We start from the raw sequence: 16396 nt of genomic DNA, 5'->3' as shown, positions 1-16396 counted from the left end.
CCGACATGCCAGGCACCAACGTCTCTCTGATCACCTGCTGCTTGAATTTTCGCGCGTACGTGCGACGGGGATGGGCTGCGCCCCCTGCGTTCGACATGGCTGACTGGCTCCGTTGATCTGAACGCCCTCATCATGCTTTGGAAAAGTCAGCATGGGGAAACGGTCGGGCCGAGCCGCTTACGCAGCACCGGCAACGAGGACCCGTCATTCTACGGCTACAACGACAGCGCGCTGTGTCTGACCACCAATGGCATCCGCCAGGCGTTGATGACAGGGAGTATTTTGAAGAAGATCGACGCAAGCTGGACAAAGCCGGGTAACTTCAATATAGATATCTGCGTGTCCGAATACTTTCGAGCTGCCCAAACGGCCCGGATCGTACTGGACGAGATGGGACTGCTGTCCGCGACACCGAAGATCACTCCGTTTCTGAACGAGCGCGATTACGGAACCCGCTACCTTCCGGAGATGGACAAGATTGCCACCTTTGATGGCAACGGCTCGGAAAGCGGTGTCCATACTCGGGACCGGGTGAAGAATTTTCTTCGTTCTCTCGAGCCGCTGCTGTGGCGCGCCGACCTGATGCTCTTCTCTCATTTCGGAGCAATTCGCGCGATCATCGCTGAACTGACCGACCTCTCCGACGATGCAATGATGGACATCGATGTCCCCAACGGAAAAGCATTTCAGTTCAACAGGATCGTTGATGTCGATGGTCAGTCGAGTTTCCAGGAAGAGGCGTTGCCTCTCCACGTGCTGGACAAGGCGATACCGTTTATTCAACCGCTGCCACGGGCCTTTATATGAAACCGGATCACCGCCGTGCCTGTTTTTGATTTGTCGCAATGTCACTTTACTGGCGGTGCGCGATCGCACCGTTCTGCGAGGTACCCCGGTCAGCAACGGACGAGTCCCGCGCAGTTTGCCCGACTATATCCGGTCGTTTCCTCGGACGGGTCTCAGGTACGTCGTCGTGTGTGAGTGCGCCACGCGTCACCAGTAAGGAATCATCCGAGCTATGGTGCGACGGGTCTGATGGTGAGCGATACCGGCTTTGGCCGTCGCCGCCTGGACGTCGGTGGTGATTACCCGGGCGTGCGTTGGTCTTGAGGCGTATTTCGGCTGCGCACGCTGATGTCACCAATCGCCGGGAGCTTCGTGGTCGGCAGTGTCACGCAGTCCTCGCTGATGGACGCCCGCGCCAATTCCGAACTGCACGGCTTTCCGGCACGGCGTGGGTTCTCAGGGCGATGCGCGAACGCGGATCGTCGAATTCCGTCCTGAGGCGACCGCCGTGCAGCGAGTCCCGTGCCACCCTCGATTTCAGTCCTGACTGCAGCGATGGCGGGGCGCCATGCACGGTAACGGAGTGTAGGAGGACCGCCAGTGATTGCAGGGATTACCTGTCGTGCGCGGTTCCCCGGACCGGTCAGCGGGGAGTATGTCTGATGCTACAAGGCTCCTTCACTGCGTTCTGCCGGAACGCTGGCGCGGCAAGTGAATCCGGACGCGTGAAGCGAGGCATTTTTGTGACAGCGAATACCGGTTTGCGGACATTGATTCGCCACAGGTCATGTGTAGTGTGAATGACAAGAGGTGGGTTCGCGATGCAGGCAGGGATGCTTGATCGTGCATTGACTGCGGCCGGGCGATGCGGCGCAGGAGTTTTCCGGGTGAATCGGCCATGGTGCATGGTGCAATCGCCCAGAGATCAGGGGAGAGAAAAGATGGAAGGCCGGTCAGAGAATGACGTGATCACGGTGTCGATCGAGGAGCTGACGCGTAATCCGCAGGCGATCGTCGATAAGGTGCCGTACACAGACGTCATGGTGTGCCGCGACAACGAGCCGGTTTTCCGGATGATGCCCATCGCGGCGTGGTACGCGCTCCTGCGGGAACTGGAGGCAGCGGGTGTCAACGTGGGGAGTCAGCTACAGAATGATCCCGGTCCATCGGGCAGTGCCTGACGGGGCGCTACGGCGATGCCGCGACAGGCGTTTCGTCAACATTGTGACGCCAGTGTGTGACGAAATACAGAAACGCTAAATCAGTCTGTCACTGAAGTTACATAACCTTCGTCGCGAGGGACGGAGGCCGGGCGGCGCGCTGCCCCCGGAGGGCGCGAGTTGCGTAGCACCGAAACGGCCGGCGTTTTCGGGCGCTCGCGGACGGTCACGCAGTGTGAGGTACGCCTCGCGCCGCCGTCCCCAGACCATTTCGCCATTACCTGCCTCGCGCCTCACGGCGCCGATGCCTCCTCGGGGACCAGTCAAGATATGCAGGATTCCAGCGCACAGACGGACGCGCCCGGGACAGCGTTGCCGGATGCTTACTCTCCGTTGATTAACCTGCGGGACACCGACCGTTTCCTTCCGGTACTCGAAGCACTCGGTTGTACGCTGGCCATCAGCCGCAGGCCTTCCGGCGTCGCGTTACTGGGCGTTGAAAAGGGCGTGCCGACGCTCTCTGCGTGCCTGCTGCCGCGCTCAATGGGACTCGCAGTTGCCCCGGACCGTCTGGCGATTGCCACGGTGCGGGAACTGATGATCTTCGCCAATGTGCGAGCGATCGCGGCGCAGTTTCCGGCGAAACCGGACTACTACGATGCGGTCTTCGTGCCGCGTCACACGTTCTACACCGCGTACTGTGATCTGCACGACATGGCGTTCGACGGTCAGGTCGTGCTGGCAGTCAATACCCGCTGGTCGTGCATCTGCGTGATCGACGGCTATTTCAATTTCACGCCGATCTGGCAGCCGCCGTTTGTGCCCGAGCTTTCTCCGGACGACCGCTGCCATCTCAACGGCATGGCGTTTCATGATCGCAAGGTCCGTTTCGCGACGGCACTCGGAACGACGAATACGTCGTACGGCTGGCGCGCGGGCATGGCTGATAGCGGAGTGGTGATGGAAGTCCCCTCAGGGCGGGTGATTGCCTCGGGGCTTTCGATGCCGCACTCGCCGCGTGTGATCAACGGACAACTTTATGTGCTTGAAGGTGGGCGGGGCCAGGTCCTGCGCATAGATCCCGAAACGGGCAAAAGCACCGTGTTTGCGAAGCTACCGGGATTTACTCATGGGCTGGCGGAGTACGGCGGTGTGATCTTCGTCGGGCTGTCCAAGCTGCGGGAAAAGCGTGGCCCTCAGGGCCTGCCCATTGAAGAGGAGGGCGAACTGGTCGCCGGTGTCGCGGCGCTAGACGCAGCATCGGGACAACTGCTGGGGATTCTCCATTTTTTTAATGGTGTGGACGAGGTGTTCGATGTCCAGGTGATTCCCGGCGTGAAGCGCGCGGAAATCCTTGCGCCGCAACAGTGGTTTGAATCCCCGTCGGTGGTTCTGGCACAGGGCAAGGTGTTGCGTGGCATGTGGGAGCAGCGTGCGGACGATGAACTGGCAGAGGAAGCAGGCGGTAATGACTGAGAGAACGGCGGATGTTGTATTCATGCGTGAACGTGCCAATGGGCATGCCGGCGCGGTGTTCTGGTTGACTGGGCTCTCAGGGGCCGGCAAATCGACGCTGGCGTTCGGTGCAGAACGGGTGTTGCGCGCGATGGGCTATCAGACCTATGTGCTGGATGGGGACCGGCTGCGCCGGGGCCTGAACCGCGACCTGGGATTTAGCGAAGCTGACCGGATGGAAAATATGCGCCGGGTGGGCGAAGTGGCGTCACTGCTTGCCGACGCGGGCATGGTCACGATCGTCGCGTTGATTTCGCCGCTGCGGGAAGGCCGGGAAGAAGCGCGGAGACTGGTGAGTAGCAACAGCCCCTTCCACGAGGTGTACGTTGCTGCTGACCTTGCTACCTGCGAAGCGCGTGATCCGAAGGGGTTGTACCGGAAAGCTCATGCAGGCGAGCTGACGGCGTTTACAGGGATATCGTCGCCCTACGAAGTACCGGCGACACCGGATCTGGTGATCGATACGGTAGTGCGGCCGCCGCGGCCTGCGATTGACGAGCTAGTCGCATACATTCGCGGAAAGGTCGGGCGCCCGTAAATACTATGCCGATGTAGTGCGTCAAATGACACGTCTGGCCGGGCGTTGATGAGCGCTGTGTGGCCGTTACGATCGGATGGTCCCGTCCCGTTAGCTGCGAAAGGCGCGCGCAACTGGGTGTATCAACGCCCGCTCGGGCGATGCCAGACATTTTCGCGTTGTCCCCGGAGGGGAAATGAATGATGGGATCGGGCCGGACAGGATGAGGCAGCGAGGTACGCCGCCTGGCGTGCTGGCGTCCGGATTCACGCTCATTGAAGTGCTGATTGCGCTGGCGATCATTGCGATCGCTCTGGGAGCGGTGCTGCACGCGATGGGTGCGATGGCCTCGAATACAGAGGATGCCCGCGAACGCATGCTGGCTGTCTGGAGCGCTGACGACGCATTGAGCGACATTCGCGTGACGCAGTCATGGCCGGACCCGGGGCATAGCGTGTTTCAGTGTCCGCAAGGGCCCTACCGTTTTGTGTGTCGGCAGACCGTGACGGCGCTGGACAGTCCTCTTTTGCGTGAGGTAGCGGTCAGCGTCTACCTGTCGACAGCAGGTGGCACGGCGCTCGCGGAAGTCGTATCGGTGGTGCAGAATGAACAGCACTTCTAGATGTCCGGGGAAGTTGCGCATCGGCGGCTTTACGCTGATCGAGATGCTGGTCGCTATCGCCCTGCTCGCCATCGTGGCGCTGCTATCGTGGCGAGGGCTGGACGCGACCATCCGTGGTCGTGACGACGTGGTCTCAAACCTTACCCAGACCCGGGCGCTGGGGCGGTATTTTTCGCAACTGCAGTATGACCTGCTTAACCTGGTAACGGCCGACGAAGTATTCGGCTCGCCATTGCGGATTCAGCCGGATGAACTCGTGCTCGTGCGGCACATCGGCGTGGGCAATGGCCCGACGAGACTTCAGGTGGTGCGCTATCAGATGAAGGCGCATCAGTTGTTGCGCAGTGCCTCCCAACCCGTCTCCACCTTGTCGCAATTGAACGATGCGCTCCAGCATATGGACCGCTTTGCCAATGTGGCGGCGAGTGGAAATGTGCGTTCGATGGACCTTTCGGTGTGGGTCCCGCCCGTCGGCTGGACGTCGAATCAGGGCGTGGTCGAAGCGTCGTACGCGCAGTTTCTCGCAGCGCATGGCGTGAGCAACACGGCGTCGCTGGGAAAGCCGCTGCCGCGCGGCATCCGTTTTGACGTGGCGATCGGAACCCCTCCCACCGAGTTTATACGCACGATACCGATTGGTCAGTGAGCCGCGGCTCATGCAACGAGCGCCGCCGCACCGATTGGCTGCCGCTGACGCCGAAAGATGCCTGTCGATGACACTATCGTGACGGCGCCTCGTACTCCGCGTCATCAGGATGCTATGCCCTGCGCGATAGTCTGGCGAAAACGGAGCCGGGCGCGCGTGACGTCTCAGTGCCCGAGGCGGTTGGCAATCCGGAAATTTCCGGTCGGTTCAGGAGCCAGACATGGATGTCGAGCATTCAGAGGGCGCAGAGGGCGGTCAGACAGTCGCGCACGCCGTTGCCGAGCGGGGCAGTCGTTTCGGCAGTGGTTCGTCAACGGCAAGCCTTTCACGCGCGAGGGAGTGGCACCTGCAGGGCCGGTTTGACGACGCCGCGCGCGAGTACGAAGCGGTGCTCGCGCGGGAGCCGGATCGCGCCGACGTGCTACAGCTGTATGGGGTCGTCCAGTACCATCGGGGCCTGCCTGCGGTGGCGGAAACGTTGCTCCGCCGGGCCGTGTCGCTCGCACCGGGGCCGATGGTGCTCACGGACCTGGGCGCACTCCTGGCGGGTACAGGGCGGCCCGACGAGGCCCTGAAAGAGTTTGAAGCCGCGTTGCGGATAGATCCGCGGCACGTTCAGACACTGGTTGCCCTTGCCAACACGCAGCTCGAGATGGGCCGGTTCGAGGACGCCCTCAGGGCGTATGACCGCGCGCTCGACGTGTCGCCACAGGCGCTGGACGCGCTGACCAATCGCGGCAGCGCCCTGCGGGCACTCAGGCGATACATGGAGGCGCTGGAGACGTATGACGGCGCGTTGTCCGTGGACCCGCATTCGTTCGTGGCGTACTACAACCGGGGCCACGTGCTGCGCGAGCTGGGCCGTCACGCGGAGGCGTTGCACAGCTACGACCGGGCGCTTGCCATTCAGCCCGGAAACCCGGCGATGCTGTCCGCGCGCGGACAGACCCTGGTCGACGTTGGGCGACTGAACGAGGCGCTGGCGAGTTTCAACGAGGCGGTTGCCAGCCAGCCTGATTTCGTGGAGGCGCTATATAACAGCGCGGTGGCACTGGAGAGGCTGCGCCGGCCCAGCGAGGCGATCGGGCGTTGTGAGCGTGTGCTTGCCCTTGAGTCGCAACACACCCGGGCAATGGCCTGTCGCGGCAACGCGTTGCTGCAACTGAAGCAATATGACGCTGCGTTATCCAGCTACGGGGGCGCGCTGCAGATTGACGCCGGCTCGGTAGAGATCCTTTGCAACCAGGGGACGGCACTGCGCTATCTGGGGCAGTACGAAGAGGCGCTGCAAAGCTACGATGCCGCGCTCGCAATCAACTCTGGTTTTGCCGAAGCATGGGGCAATCGTGGCAATGTCCTGCTGGATCTGCATCGTCATGAGGAGGCGATGAACGCCATCGACCGGGCTATGGCGATCAGGCCGGATCACCCGATGTACTGGTTTAATCGCGGCAATGTCCTGCACGCGATGGCGCGCCCTGACGCCGCGCTGCAGGCCTACGACAGGGCGATTACGCTCGACCCGGGATATGCCGGAGCACACTTTGCGCGCGCTTCGCTGCATCTGGTTCAGGGCGATTTTACGCGTGGCTGGGCGGAGTATGAGTGGCGCATACAGGATCCGGGCGGCGAGCAGCGCGGGCGCGTTTTCAAGGAGCCGCTGTGGCAGGGCCACGAATCGCTCGATGGTCGGACGATACTGGTTCACGCCGAGCAGGGCTTTGGCGATACGCTGCAGTTCTCCCGCTATGCGGAGCTTCTACGGGCGCGTGGCGCCAACGTTGTGCTTGAAGTGCAGCCGGCCCTCGGGTCACTGATGGCGTCGCTGCGCAGCGTAGTGCAGGTGGTGGTCGCGGGCGAACCGCTGCCGCAGTTTGATTTTCATTGCCCGCTGCTTAGCCTGCCATTCGCCTTTCAGACGGACCTGCACAGTATCCCGAACCAGACGCCGTATCTGTACTCCGATGCTGCACTGGTGGAAAGATGGGAGGCCCTGCTGGGTCCGAAGCAGCGTCGACGTGTGGGTCTCGCCTGGTCGGGTAATCCGGCGCATCTTAACGACCGTCACCGGTCCATTCCACTATCGACGTTGATGCCGCTGCTGGAAATGGATGTGGAGTGGATCAGCCTGCAGAAGGGGGTGCGTGAGCAGGATCTGGCCGTTCTCGACGGCTCGCCGATACGCAGCTTCGGTGATGAAATCCGCGACTTCTCGGATACAGCCGCGCTCGTGCAGTTACTGGATCTGGTCATTTCGGTGGACACGTCGGCGGCGCACCTTGCGGGCGCACTCAACCGCCCTGTCTGGGTGTTGCTGCCGGAGCCGCCCGAGTGGCGCTGGATGCGGGACAGGGAGGACAGCCCCTGGTACCCGAGCGCACGCCTTTTCCGTCAATCGACCCCGGGAGATTGGCGTGGTGTGGTCGACAAGGTGCGTACGGCGATCGGAAACTTGGTATAGCCGGAGCGAAGAGAGCCTCCACCTGCCTTGTGCCGAACCGGTGCCACCAGGGCGCGCCATCCATACGGACCGGTGACCATCGCGGGAGTATGGGGCGACGAGCAGGGCAACTACCTGGTCCAGGCCCGGGAAGCCAAACCGTGTGGGCGTTTGAGCGAAGTGCTGGCGAGATCCCTCGAAATCAATGTCTTTCGAACCCGGTACGGCCGTGGGGTCACACGCGCTTCGATCCGGTTATATCCCGGTTCCAGGCAGGTATAGTGGAGACTTGTGCGTGCGTCCGTGTCGCGTCTCGCGTGACGGCGGTTCGCTCGACGTCGGATGCTGACACGGCATCTGTATTTCCAGGGAGGCCGGCATGTTCGTAGATCCACGCGTGGCCCAGGGTCGGGCAAAGTTCGATCTGAACCACTCGCCGCAGATGTTCGCCGAGGAGCGCCGCTCGAAAATCCAGGACATCATCGTGAGGAGTCTCAAGGAATACCACGGAGAACGAAACCGGCGCGGTTTCATGCGACTGCTCGAACGTCAGGTCGTGCCCAGGCTGCGGCATCTTGGCCTTGATCCATATCTGGGAATGCTTGGCCAGGTGGAAGGCATGTTTTGCAATTTCACGACCATGAGCTCTGATATCGGGCTGCGCGAGTTCCAGCTGTCGCTCACCGTCCCCGACCTGGTGTTCAAGAGTTTTGCCTCCACCCTGATCGGCACGCATGCTGTCGGACGCTGCATGCAACGCAATGGCGTGATGTCGCTTGACGAAATAGAGGGCGAAACCAGCACGGCGTTCGTGCTGGCGCGGGTACTGCGTCCGCTCGCCATGGTCGAGAAATGGAAGCAGGTAGGCATTCCGACTGCGAAAGGTCTCTTCGTGGGCGAGATGACCAACAGCGACGATGTGTGGCTGCGTACGTATATCCGCCCAGCGATCGGCGGTCGTCCGTCGCGCTGGGGCGGATTCGCCGCGCTCTTTTCCACGATGCCGAGCTGGAGTGCTGCGCAGATCGCGGGAGGTAGTGATCTCACGCAGTGGATGATCAACCACATTCTGGCTCTTCGTACCAGGGAGCCACTATGCGAGCGCTGTCCATTCCTTCTCGACCCGTACGAACACGTGGACGACCCCCTTGACGCAATCTGGCAAGCTGCCCGGGCAAGCGCTGACGACGAGGCAAACTGATTATCCCGATCCGGTGAAAAACCAATTTGCAGGGCGGGAGGGGGCGGGTGGTGCGGACAATTGCCGTGGTAGAACATCCTGCACACGGCGTGACGGACCAGATTCACGAGTCCCGTGAAGCCAAATAGCCGGACGGTAGCGTCAGGAGCCTCATCGAACCTCGCATAGGGTGCACTATATGCAATTTGAGTAACATGGTACTACTAATTATTAGAAAGCAACCAGGTCTGCCTACGCGGATATCGGGGCATTGCCACCTGTTGCGTCGAACGTCCGGTCGCATGAATCCTCATTCGGGACAGGTTATGACTGCGTCATTGCGATATGTTCCACGAGCATGAATGTGCGCAACGGCCCAGAAATCTGGAGGTAATTACTGTCCGTTACGCGTACCGTCGGCAACACTGAACTGCGCATACATGCGGAATCCCTTGCCGGACGGTCGATGTCGGAGTGTTCGACTCGCGGTGAACACATGGCAATGGTATGACAGACCTCTGTAATCCGCGTCATTCGCCTGTTATGGCTTATCCGTTACCCTGCTTGTTAAAACCGGCTGGTTGCGGCGACTGATCGCCGGACGCAGCAGCCGGTACCTGTTGCATGGTGCGTTCAGGAGGCGGGCATGAATGTCGAGCAGCCACAAGGTGCCCCGGCGGGCACATCGGGTATAGCAGGCGCGCGGAAAGACGCAAAGTCAACGGGGAGCCTTGATCGCGCCAGTGAGTGGCACGCCAAGGGCCGCTTCGATGACGCCGCCCGCGAGTACGAAGCGGTGCTCGCGGGCCAGCCGGGCCACGCCGGAGCGCTACACGGCTATGGCGTACTCCAGTACCAGCGAGGCCGTACTGCGGAAGCTGAGACCGTGCTACGACGCTCGGTGTCACTCAAGCCGGAAGTGATGTCGCTCTCCGATCTCGGCGGCATCCTGGTTGCAGCCGGGCGCCGAGAAGAGGCATTGGTTCAGTTCGATGCCGCGTTGCGGATCGATTCCCGGCATGTGGTGACACTGGTTCGGCTCGGCGACACGCTGCTCGAAATGCGTCGGTATGCAGAAGCCCTTGCGGCTTACGATCGCGCGCTCGCCGTGTCCCCGCTGGTGCTGGACGCGCTGAGCAACCGTGGCGGCGCGCTACGGGCACTGGCACGTTATCAGGAGGCGCTGGACACATACGATCGGGCACTGACCGTAGCGCCGCGCTCGTTCGAGTCGTACTACAACCGCGGTCTTGTGCTTCGCGATCTGCAGCGCTATACCGAGGCGTTGCAAAGCTATGATCAGGCGCTCGCCATTATGCCCCGTCATCCCGCAATACTGCTGACGCGGGGCCGGACGCTCATTGACCTCGGACGGCCATCTGAGGCGCTTGTAAGTTTGAACGACGCGATCGCCAGTCAGCCCGATTTTGTCGAGGCGTTGTACAACAGCGCAATCGCACTGGAGCGCCTGGGTCGGGCAAATGAAGCGATGCAGCGCTGTGAGCGCGTGCTCGCACTCGAGCCACGACATGCAGGCGCGCTCATCTCCCGTGGCAACGCGCTATTGCGGATGGCACAGTGCGAAGCGGCGCTGTCGGACTATACGCTGGCGCTTGAAATCGAGTCCGGATCGCGGGAGGCGCTGTGCAACGCGGGTACGGCGCTGCGCTATCTGGGACGCTACGACGAGGCGCTGCGAAGTTACGACGGCGCTCTGGCGCTTGACGAGAAATTTGCCGAGGCATGGAGCAACCGCGGTGGGACGCTGTACCAGATGTGCCGGGCGCAGGAGGCTCTGGAGTCGTACGACCGGGCAACTGCGATCGATCCCAACTATGCAGAGGCCCACGTGGGGCGCGCAATGCTCTTCCTGAGCGAGGGCGACTTCACGCGTGGGTGGCCGGATTACGAATGGCGTTTGAGCGACCCGAAGGCGGCGCATCGCGCACGAATTTTGCCGCAACCGATGTGGCGGGGTGAAACGCCACTCGCCGGCAAAACGATTCTGGTTCACGCAGAACAGGGCTTCGGCGACACGCTGCAGTTTTGCCGTTATGCGACGCTTCTGGCCGAGCGTGGTGCTCACGTCGTCCTTGAAGTCCATCCGCCACTCAAGTCGCTGTTGATGACACTGCACGAGTCGGTTCAGGTGGTGCCCGCCGGTGAACTATTGCCCACGTTTGACTGCCATTGTCCGCTGCTCAGCCTGCCATTCGCGTTTGCGACGGATCAGCAGAGCGTTCCGAACCGCACGCCGTATCTCCATCCGGATCGAGCACGGGTCCAGCGATGGGAAAACCTCCTTGGTTCGAAGCAGCGGTTGCGCATTGGCCTCGCGTGGTCCGGGAACCGGGAACACGTCAACGATCGCAGCCGCTCAATCGGGCTGGCGACACTCATGCCGCTACTGGAAGCCGATGCACAGTGGATCAGTCTGCAGAAGGACGTCCGTGACGAGGATGCACGTGTCCTCGGCGACTCCGGGATTGTGTGCGTTGAGGACGAGATGCGCGATTTCGCCGATACGGCCGCGCTTGTCCAGTCGCTTGATCTGGTCATCTCGGTGGATACCGCGATTGCACATCTGGCCGGCGCGCTCAATCGTCCCGTCTGGATATTGCTGCCGGATCCTGCCGAGTGGCGCTGGTTGCGCGATCGCGAAGACAGCCCCTGGTATCCCGGTGCCCGGCTCTTCAGGCAACAAACCGCCGGCCGCTGGCAGGACGTGATTCATGCTGTCCGCGACGCGATCACGGAGCTAAAGGCTTTGTGATCATCTGGTGCGGCAGTTGCGGTGCGCAGACAACAAACAATCGAGGAGAGATGAGTCATGGGGCCGGACACGCAGGGGATGCCGCAGACCGAAGCGACGAAAGAGGTGCCACGGATGCCACGCGACCCGCCTCGCGAAGAACGTCTGTTGCGGCTTGCGCGTAATGCACAGCAGGGCGGTCGCCTTGACGAAGCGGAGCGTAAATATCTCGAACTGCTGGCACTTGATTCGGGTCACGCCGAGGCTTTGCATCTGCTTGGTACGCTGCGCTGGCAGCAGCGACGGTTGATCGAGGCAGAGGGCCTGATCCGGCTTTCAATCGAGCGGCATCCAACGGCGTTAGCGCTGTCGAACCATGCAGCGGTGCTGACCGGACTGGGTCAGGTCGGGACGGCGCTCGTCCAGATAGATGAAGCGCTGAGGCTGAATCCGTCACACCCCCGTGCGTTATTTCAGCGAGGAGGCATGCTCGCTCATCTGGGGCGTGGTGATGAGGCGGTCGCTGCCTACGACCGTCTGCTGGAGATAATGCCAGCGTCAATCGAGACCTTGTGCAACCGAAGCGCCGTCCTGCGGGCGCTGGGGCGGTTCGATGAAGCGCTTGCCTCGTGTGAGCGCGCTTTGGCCGTTGATGGTCGTTCAATCGGGGCGCTAAAGGAGCAGGGGCAGGTGATGCGTCGTCTGGAGCGACACGAGGAGGCGCTGATCAGCTATGGCACGGCGCTGACGGTCGCTCCGGCGGACGTCGAGATACTTTTCGTACGGGGCGTCACCTTCCTCGAGCTGGGCAGGCTTCCGCTGGCGCTGGAAAGTTTCAATGCTGCCATTGCCAGTTCGCCTGGGTTCACGGATGCGATATACAACAGCGCCGTCGTGCTCGAGCGTCTGGGACATCTGGACGATGCTGTCGGTCGCTGTGACCGTGTGCTCGCTATCGACCCAAGGCATGCGAACGCATTTAGCAACCGTGGCAATGCTCTGCAGCGTCTGGGGCGAAACGCGGAGGCCCTAGCGAGTTACACGCGGGCACTGGAACTCAAGCCGGACGTGATCGAAGTGCTCTGCAATCAGGCGAGTGCCCTGCGGCACCTCAATCGACTCGACGAAGCACTGGAGTCATGCGACCGGGCGCTGGGTGTGAACGGCAAGGACCTTTCAGCGTGGTTCGCTCGTGGCCGGGCGCTTCAGGCACTGCACCGCTATGACGAGGCGCTGGCCTGTTTTGAATATGTGATCGAGGCCAAGCCCCGAGACCGGATCGCACATTTTCATCGGGGCAATGTCCTAACGCCGCTGCGGCGGCATACGGAAGCGAGTGATGCGTACGCGAAGGCGATCGAGATCGATCCGGACTACGTACTTGCCCATTGCATGCGGTCTTTCCTGTGCCTGTCGATTGCGGATTTCGAGGCAGGCTGGGCAGAATATGAGTGGCGCTGGCGGGATGAGCAGATGGTTGGAGGTCTGCGGAGCTTTGCTCAGGTCCGCTGGACAGGCGCCGAACCGCTCGCGGGCAGGACGATCCTGCTGTACGCGGAACAGGGTCTTGGCGACACGCTGCAGTTCTGTCGTTATGTACCGATCGTCAAGGCGCTTGGCGCGACTGTCGTGCTTGAAGCGCAGCCGGAGCTGAAATCGTTGCTGGCCACGTTGCCGGGCGTCGACGAGTTCGTCGACCGCAGTACTGGCGCGCCGCTTCCGCCGTTCGATCTCTATTGCCCGCTGCTGAGTGTGCCGCTTGCGGTGCATACCGACCTGTCATCGATTCCATGTGATGTTCCCTATCTCCAGGCCGATCCAGCACTGGTTGCGAAATGGCAAACAAGACTGGGTGAGCAGACCCGTCCGCGCATTGGTCTCGTGTGGTCGGGCAACCCCAAGCACCTGAACGACAGGAACCGGTCGATACCGCTTACCAGCCTGTTGCCCCTGATGACGGACAGGTTCGAATGGATCAGCCTGCAGAAGGTCGTGCGCGATGAAGATCAGGACACACTGGCGGGATCTGCGGTCAGGCATTTTGGCGAGCAGATCGTGGACTTTGCAGACACGGCCGCTCTATTGGCGACAGTGGATTGCGTGTTGAGCGTCGATACATCGGTCGCGCATCTGGCGGGGGCGTTGGGCAAACCGCTCTGGCTGATGTTGCCTCATACGCCTGACTTCCGGTGGCTGCTCGACCGTGAGGACAGTCCCTGGTACCCGCAGGCGCGGCTCTTCCGGCAATCACAGGCGGGTGACTGGACGGACGTTTTTGAGCAGATTGCCGCTGCGCTGCCTTCTGTGGCCCTACAGGGAAACGCTGGCGCGTCCGCGTAGTGCCGGCGGATAAGACCCGAGGATGGACAGGAGAGATGGCGATGACAAGCGACCTGGGCGGCATGGAAGGTCCGGTGCCGGGAGCCGGCACTGCCATGTTGCGTGCGGCGGTAAGCGACACCTTGCGACGCGCACGCGCGTTATTGGAGCAGCGGGAGTTTGCCGAGGCGCAGCGGCTGTATCAGGGAGCGCTGACAATCGCGCCGGATAGCAGCGAGGCGCTGCATTTCCTGGGCGTCACCTATCTGCGGAGCGGAGAGGCGGGGAAGGCCGAACCGCTGATCGTGCGTTCGATCGAGCGCGGACTCCGGCAGGCGGGGAGCTTCACGAATCATGGCGCTGTGCTGGTTGCGCTCGGCCGTCACACGGAAGCACTGACGGTGTTGGACCAGGTCATCAGACTGGATCCGAGGTACGCACCGGCACTACTCGTGCGGGGCAACGCTCTATTCGCACTCGGGCGTCATGCGGAAGCACGCGCCGCATATGACCAGGCGCTCGGGATCGCGCCCAGCGTGGCCGAAGCCTGGCGGAGCCGGGGCAAGGTTCTGCGCGCGCAAGACAGGCCAGCAGACGCATTGATCAGTTTCGAGCGGGCACTCAAGATCGAGCCGGGAAATGACGAAAACTACAGCCACTGCGGGGATGCCCTGCGCGATCTGGGTCGTCGTGAGGATGCACTGCGCAATTATCGTCTCGCGCTGGTCATCCGGCCGAAGGCGCCGGATCTGCTTTCCCTATGCGGCGTGGTGCTGACCGAACTGGGACGCGATGCGGAGGCGATGGTCTGCCTGGATGAAGCACTGGCGATTCGGCCGAACGACATCAAGCTGCTGTACCAGAGCTGTGTTGCGCTGGACCACCTGCAAACCTACGGAGAACTGCTCAGGCGATGCGACCGGTTGCTCGCTATTGATGCGGTCCATCCCGTGGTATGGCACGCGCGCGGCAATGCGCTTCAGGGATTGCACCGGCACGCGGAAGCCATAGAAGCGTATGGAAAAGCTTTGATTTATTCTCCGGGGATGAAGGATGCGCTGCGCAATCAGGCCGCGGCATTGCGCATGCTCGGGCGGTACGCCGAGGCGCTCGACAATTACGACCGGGCGCTGGCAGACGGCGGTCCGGATGGGGAGCTGCTTTACAACCGGGCGATTGTGCTACAGCAGTTGGGCCGGTACGACGAGGCACTGGCGAGCTACGAACTTGCCGCAAAGACCCCGGCAGATTCGGCCCAATCCCGCTACACGAGGGCGGTCGCGCTAGAGCAACTGGGGCGGCAGGCGGAAGCGCTAGAGTGCTATCACGAAGCGTGGAAGCTGGACCCGGACCACGGCGCGGCGCGTCGTTCCGAAGCCTACTGCCGGTTGCTGATGGGCGACTTCACTCAGGGATGGGTCCAGCATGAAAGCCGATGGGAAGCCAGTGATGCCGTGTTTCGTCGTCGCCATGCGGACCGGCCGCTCTGGTTAGGTGCGGAGCCGGTGGTGGGCAAAACGGTTCTGCTGCATGCGGAGCAGGGTTTTGGCGATACGTTGCAGTTCTGCCGCTATGCGAGCCTCGTCGCAGCACGCGGGGCGACGGTAGTGCTGGAGGTCCCGGTGGGACTCAAGACGGTGCTTGCGTCGCTGAGCGGAATAACCCGGATCGTCGCGGAGGGTGACTCGCAGCCACCGTTCGACCTCCAGTGTCCGCTCATGAGTCTGCCGTTGGCGTTCGCTACGGATCTGGAGACCGTTCCGGCGGCGACGCCTTATCTACAGGCTGAGGCTGGCAGGCGACGGGCATGGCAAGCGCGCCTTGCCGGAGCCGGGTTACCGGGACGGCTTCGGGTCGGTCTCGCGTGGTCAGGCAATCCGAAGCACAAAAATGACGAAAACCGCTCGATCTCCCTCGCCGCGCTGGCGCCGTTGTACGGGCTGGATGCGACGTTCGTGAGTTTGCAGCCCGAGGTACGGGAGCGGGATAGCGCAACGCTCGCGCAAAGTGGCATTCTGGATTTTCGCCATGACCTGGTTGATTTCGCGGAAACCGCGGCGCTGATAGATACGCTGGACCTGGTGATCTCGGTGGACACCTCAGTCGCGCATCTCGCCGGTGCACTGGGCCGGCCACTGTGGATTCTCTTGCCACGAGTGCCGGACTGGCGGTGGATGCTTGATCGGGAAGACAGCCCCTGGTATCCGGACGCATGTCTGTTCCGTCAAGACAGACCAGGCGACTGGTCTGCGGTGATTGAACGGATAACGCATGCGTTTCATCAGTATGTCGAAGAAAAACGCCCGGAAAGCCAGCCATGACGGTCTATTTCGTGGTCGATGTATGTATGTCCGGGGTGTGACGCGAATCACAAATAGAGGTAATACCGCCGTCGTGGCGAGTCCGTAACCTTCCGCCAGTTAATCTGGCTTATTTGTGTGACCCAGGTGGTTGCCTGA

At 61.9% G+C, this 16396-nt stretch carries 11 protein-coding genes; all 11 read left to right on the top strand.

Annotated features, from left to right (window positions below; genetic code table 11):
* Positions 1-132 precede the first annotated feature (132 nt).
* The 11 genes from FQ755_RS08285 to FQ755_RS08235 all read left to right on the top strand — a co-directional run bounded on the left by FQ755_RS08285 (position 133) and on the right by FQ755_RS08235 (position 16258).
* Entirely contained in the window at positions 133-807 is a 675-nt protein-coding gene (locus FQ755_RS08285; protein ID WP_144152957.1) for a histidine phosphatase family protein, read from the top strand.
* Between the two features lie 920 nt (positions 808-1727).
* Complete coding sequence (locus FQ755_RS08280; protein WP_144152955.1) at positions 1728-1967, top strand: hypothetical protein; 240 nt, start codon at positions 1728-1730, stop codon at positions 1965-1967.
* A 159-nt stretch (positions 1968-2126) separates the two neighbouring features.
* Positions 2127-3422, top strand: a complete 1296-nt coding sequence (locus FQ755_RS08275) for a TIGR03032 family protein (protein WP_260858425.1) — start codon at positions 2127-2129, stop codon at positions 3420-3422.
* A complete protein-coding gene (gene cysC, locus FQ755_RS08270) occupies positions 3415-3999 on the top strand; it encodes an adenylyl-sulfate kinase (RefSeq protein WP_222105724.1) in 585 nt (194 codons plus the stop codon). Before FQ755_RS08275 ends, cysC begins: the two co-directional genes overlap by 8 nt.
* A 175-nt stretch (positions 4000-4174) precedes the next feature.
* Positions 4175-4600, top strand: a complete 426-nt coding sequence (gene gspI, locus FQ755_RS08265) for a type II secretion system minor pseudopilin GspI (protein ID WP_144152951.1) — start codon at positions 4175-4177, stop codon at positions 4598-4600.
* Entirely contained in the window at positions 4584-5246 is a 663-nt protein-coding gene (locus tag FQ755_RS08260; RefSeq protein ID WP_144152949.1) for a type II secretion system protein J, read from the top strand. The genes gspI and FQ755_RS08260 overlap by 17 nt, the downstream gene beginning before the upstream one ends.
* 220 nt (positions 5247-5466) lie before the next feature.
* The gene (locus FQ755_RS08255) at positions 5467-7707 is read left to right on the top strand and encodes a tetratricopeptide repeat protein (RefSeq protein WP_144152948.1); all 2241 of its coding nucleotides are present in this window, start codon (positions 5467-5469) and stop codon (positions 7705-7707) included.
* Between the two features lie 358 nt (positions 7708-8065).
* Positions 8066-8887, top strand: coding sequence for a hypothetical protein (locus FQ755_RS08250; RefSeq protein WP_144152946.1), 822 nt, complete (start codon positions 8066-8068; stop codon positions 8885-8887).
* A gap of 625 nt (positions 8888-9512) precedes the next feature.
* Positions 9513-11639 (top strand): tetratricopeptide repeat protein, encoded by a 2127-nt coding sequence (locus FQ755_RS08245; RefSeq protein ID WP_144152944.1) that lies wholly within the window; start codon positions 9513-9515, stop codon positions 11637-11639.
* Positions 11640-11696: 57 nt separating this feature from the next.
* Positions 11697-13958, top strand: a complete 2262-nt coding sequence (locus tag FQ755_RS08240; protein WP_144152942.1) for a tetratricopeptide repeat protein — start codon at positions 11697-11699, stop codon at positions 13956-13958.
* 41 nt (positions 13959-13999) lie between these two features.
* A complete protein-coding gene (locus FQ755_RS08235; protein ID WP_260858424.1) occupies positions 14000-16258 on the top strand; it encodes a tetratricopeptide repeat protein in 2259 nt (752 codons plus the stop codon).
* The last annotated feature ends 138 nt before the right edge of the window (positions 16259-16396 follow it).

The sequence above is a fragment of the Paraburkholderia sp. BCC1885 genome (assembly GCF_900996235.1).
Classification (GTDB): domain Bacteria; phylum Pseudomonadota; class Gammaproteobacteria; order Burkholderiales; family Burkholderiaceae; genus Paraburkholderia.
Note: the sequence above shows the minus strand (reverse complement) of the source record. Positions and strands in the feature narration are given on the sequence as shown.

Excerpts from the sequence above, each read along its gene's own strand:
- FQ755_RS08285 (WP_144152957.1), top strand. The coding sequence starts at position 133 with ATGCTTTGGAAAAGTCAGCATGGGGAAACGGTCGGGCCGAGCCGCTTA.
- FQ755_RS08280 (WP_144152955.1), top strand. The coding sequence starts at position 1,728 with ATGGAAGGCCGGTCAGAGAATGACGTGATCACGGTGTCGATCGAGGAG.
- cysC (WP_222105724.1), top strand. The coding sequence starts at position 3,415 with ATGACTGAGAGAACGGCGGATGTTGTATTCATGCGTGAACGTGCCAAT.
- gspI (WP_144152951.1), top strand. The coding sequence starts at position 4,175 with ATGAATGATGGGATCGGGCCGGACAGGATGAGGCAGCGAGGTACGCCG.
- FQ755_RS08260 (WP_144152949.1), top strand. The coding sequence starts at position 4,584 with ATGAACAGCACTTCTAGATGTCCGGGGAAGTTGCGCATCGGCGGCTTT.
- FQ755_RS08255 (WP_144152948.1), top strand. The coding sequence starts at position 5,467 with ATGGATGTCGAGCATTCAGAGGGCGCAGAGGGCGGTCAGACAGTCGCG.
- FQ755_RS08250 (WP_144152946.1), top strand. The coding sequence starts at position 8,066 with ATGTTCGTAGATCCACGCGTGGCCCAGGGTCGGGCAAAGTTCGATCTG.
- FQ755_RS08245 (WP_144152944.1), top strand. The coding sequence starts at position 9,513 with ATGAATGTCGAGCAGCCACAAGGTGCCCCGGCGGGCACATCGGGTATA.
- FQ755_RS08240 (WP_144152942.1), top strand. The coding sequence starts at position 11,697 with ATGGGGCCGGACACGCAGGGGATGCCGCAGACCGAAGCGACGAAAGAG.
- FQ755_RS08235 (WP_260858424.1), top strand. The coding sequence starts at position 14,000 with ATGACAAGCGACCTGGGCGGCATGGAAGGTCCGGTGCCGGGAGCCGGC.